Raw genomic sequence first — 3780 nt, 5'->3', positions numbered from 1 at the left:
CCCCGCCGGCGATCGCGGTCTCGCTCTCCCCGCTACGCAGACTCCGGCACGCCAGGTGCAGTGCGACCAGCGAGGACGAGCACGCGGTGTCCACCGTCACCGACGGTCCACGCAGATCCAGGAAGTAGGACAGCCGGTTGGCGATGATGCTCAGCGCCCCGCCGGGGTTGCTCCAGGCGTCCACGCCGGTCAGGTCGGCCGACGCGTGGCAGCCGTACTCGGTGATGCTGGCGCCGACGTACACGCCGGTCTGGCTTCGGCGCAACGAGGTCGCCGGAATGCCGGCGTGCTCCAGGGCTTCCCAGGCGACTTCGAGCAGAAGTCGCTGCTGCGGGTCCATCTTGACCGCTTCGCGGCTGGAGATCTCGAAGAAGTCGGCGTCGAACGCGGCAATATCGCGCAGGAACGATCCCCAGCGGGTGGTGCGGGCGATCGCGTTGCCGGTCTCCGGCGATCCGTCGTCGAAGGGCTCCCAGCGATCGGCGGGCACCTCGGTCACCGCATTGCCGCCGTCGATGAGGAACTGCCAGAAGGCGTCCGGTGAGTTGATGTCACCGGGGAACCGGCAGCCCAGGCCGATCACGGCAATGGGCTCGTCGGTGCCGACGCGGCCGGGTTCGGGGGTCCACTCTTCGTCTGCGGCGTCGGGCTCCAGCAGGAACCTGGCCAGTTCCGTCACCGACGGGTGCTGCCACAGTTCCACCGGCGACACTTTGCGGCCCAGAAGTTCGGACAGTTCGCCGCAGAGCACCACCGCATCACGGGAACCGACGCCCAGGTCGTTGAGCGACGCGTCGAAATCGATGTCCTCGAGGCTGCAGCCGATGTTGGTGACCAGGTAGTCGGCCAGCCAGTGGCGCAGGCCCTCTTCGTCAAACGCTGCGGTCATGCGGAGAACTCGATTCCCACTAGATCCCGTCCCATCCGGCCGGAGCCGATTCCACGCTGTCGAACAGCGCATCCAACACACTGTCGGCAGAGTCTGGCAGGTCGTCGTCGGCGCGGGCCACGCCACCGCCGGAATCCTCCTGCGGAACCAGCTTGCCGGCCAGGTGCGCTGCCAGCGCCGCGGTCGTCGGGTGGTTCCACAGCATGGTCGCCGACAGCTCCAGCCCCACCAGCGCTTCGATGTCGCGCCGCACCGCCATGGCCATCACGGAGTTCAGACCGAGTTCGGCGAACGGCCGGTCGAGCTGCAGTTCAGCCTCCGACATGCGAAGTTCCCGCGCCAGGATGGCACGCAGCTCGACCTCCAGCTCGCTGACGACTTCGTCGGCGGGCAGCTGGGCCCAGTCACGCACCGGTCCGCCGGCAGGATCGGACGCGTCCGACTGTCCCGCTGAGGGCAGCGGCACCATCACGACCTGGGCCAGGTCGTAGTGCTCCGCGTGATCCCAGGCGGCGAACGCCTCCGCGGGAGTGATGGGCCGCGAGCCCATCCGCTCGAGTTCGTGCAGCACCACATGGGCCTCGGCACCGAAGCCCAAGCCCTTCCAGGCCACCCAGTCCAGGCTGACGCTGTGGCAGCCGCGCTGGTGGCGGGCACGGGCGAGCCCGTCCAGATAGGCGTTGGCACTGGCGTAGGCGCCCTGGCCGGGCACCCCGAAGACGGCGCCCGCGGCCGCGGTCATAAAGAAGAAGTCCAGGCTCTTGGGCGGGAAGAGCTCGTGCAGCACCTGGGCACCGGCGACCTTGGGCCACATGGTGTCGCGCAGCCGGTCGGCGTCGACCTCGGTGAGCAACTGGCCCTCGGTGATTCCGGCGGCATGGATGATGCCGCGGATCGGCGGGGCGCCGGCCTGGTCGCGGCGGTCCAGCAGGTCGGCAACCGCAGACCGGGAGCCGACGTCGAGTGCGGCCACCTCCACGGTGACGCCGCGCCGCTCCAATGCCCGGATGGCGGCGACCTTGTGGCGGACGCCGGCCTCGAGCTCTTCGGAGTCCCAGTCGCGGCGGGCGGGCAGGGCGCTGCGACCGGCCAACAGCAGGCGCCGGGCGCCGCGGTCGGCCAACCACCCGGCCATCAACAGGCCGAGTGCACCCATTCCGCCGGTGATCAGATAGGTGCCGTCGGGCTGGCACACCGTGGGTTCGCGCTGCACCGGGCCGGAGATCGGGGTGAACGCCGTAGTGCGGATCTGGCCGTCGCGCAGCACCAGGATGGATTTGGCCGGCGTGCGCAGAATGCCCGACAGCACCGCCGCGTCGCCGGCGGAGATTTCTGCGGCGGCCAGGTCCACCAGTCCGCCGCACAGTTGCGGTTGCTCCGCCCGGATCACCCCGGCCATGCCCCACAGGCAGCTTTGCCGCACGGCGGCGTCGGAGGCCGCCTCGTAGACGCCGCGGGTGACGATCCATAGAGCGGGCGGGCGGGTGTCGCGCTGCGCCAGGGCCGCCACCAGTTCGGCCACCTCGCCGGCCAGCCGCGACGCGCAGTCCAGGTCGGATTCGCCGGCAGGGCCCGGGTCCGCGACGTAGACGACGGCCTGGGCCTCGGCGAGCCCGGCTTCCTGGTGCCCGGCCGCGGTCAGTGCGTCACGTAGGCCGGTGGCGGCGGCGCCCTCGCCGATCACCGCCAGGGTGCCCGGTTCAGCCGGGTTCTCCGGTGCGCCATCCCAGGGCTGCCAGTCGATGGCGTGGGCGATCGAACTCGGGTCGTCGGCCGGCCGCGCCGCACTGAGCGCGGTGTAGCGCAGCCCGCGCACGTCGATGCATGCGGTGCCGTCGCCGGTGGTGACGGCGATGTCGACGACGAGCTGACCGGTGCCGCTGTCACGGCGCTGCACGGTGACTCCGGCCCGGCCGTCGGCGGGCGCTGCGCGGAAACGGATGGCGTCGACCGTGGCGGGCACCATCAGTTCGGGATCGGCGTCGTCGACCATGCGGGCGACGTGCAGTGCGGCGTCGAGCATCGCGACCGTGGGGGTCTGCTCGGCCGTGAGGTCGGCGCGCAGTTGCCCGGAGGTGGATCGACCGGAGGTCACCGTCCACGGGAACGGCCGGCCTTCGCTGCCCCAGGTGAGCCAGAACTCACTCACCGCGGCGTCGTCGAATTCCGTTCCGCTGTGGCCATTGCTGAGGGCGGAATCGGCCGTGGGCCGGTCTGATTCGTCGCCTGCGGTGATCCGTGCACTGAGGTGCCTGACCCAGCGTGCCTGTGGGTCGTCGCTCACCGCTCTCGACGACACCGTCACGGTTTCGGCGTCGGCGACCACCTGGACGGTCCGTGGCCGGTCGAGCACGATCGGGTGTTCGAAGCGAATGTCGCTGACCGCCGATTGCCCGCTGACGCGCAAAGCGGCATCCGAAATCGTCTGCAGCAGTACCGATGCCGGCACCAGCTCGACCCCGTTGTTGCGATGGCTGCCGGGGTAGGGCTTGTTCTCCGGCGACAGCCGGGCTTGCCACAGGTGCACCGCCGGCGTGCTGCCGATCGCGATGTGAGTGCCGAGCAGCACACCGGGCGCTGGCGCGGATTCGGCTGCAGTGACGGCCTTTTCGAGGTCCAGCCAGTGCCGGGTGTGCCGCCACGGCGTGGCCGGCAGCACCGGATAGGGCCCGGCCGGGTGCGGCAGGTTCCGCGGGCTGACCGGGTGTGCGCTGTTGAGGTGCTGATGGAAGACGACGGTGTCGTCGCCGTCGCGCACCAACGTGGCGATGCTGGCGTGCGGCACCGTGTCCAGGATCTCGTCGATGGTGTGGGTCAGCAGGGGGTGCGGGCTGATCTCGATAAAGGTGTCATGGTCGGCCGCAGCGGCGGCGACGGCCTGGTTGACCAGT

General features: G+C 70.5%; 2 protein-coding genes. Both read right to left on the bottom strand.

Annotation, left to right across the window (positions count from 1 at the left end; all coding sequences use genetic code 11):
• A partial coding sequence (locus tag LI92_RS20340; RefSeq protein ID WP_046322086.1) for a beta-ketoacyl synthase N-terminal-like domain-containing protein occupies nucleotides 1–889 on the bottom strand: 889 nt, incomplete at its 3' end.
• A 19-nt stretch (nucleotides 890–908) separates the two neighbouring features.
• The coding region (locus LI92_RS20335) for a type I polyketide synthase (protein WP_046322084.1) at nucleotides 909–3780 on the bottom strand (2872 nt) is incomplete at its 5' end.

This window comes from Mycobacterium sp. UM_Kg1 (assembly GCF_000972925.1).
Classification (GTDB): domain Bacteria; phylum Actinomycetota; class Actinomycetes; order Mycobacteriales; family Mycobacteriaceae; genus Mycobacterium; species Mycobacterium hiberniae.
Note: the sequence above shows the minus strand (reverse complement) of the source record. Positions and strands in the feature narration are given on the sequence as shown.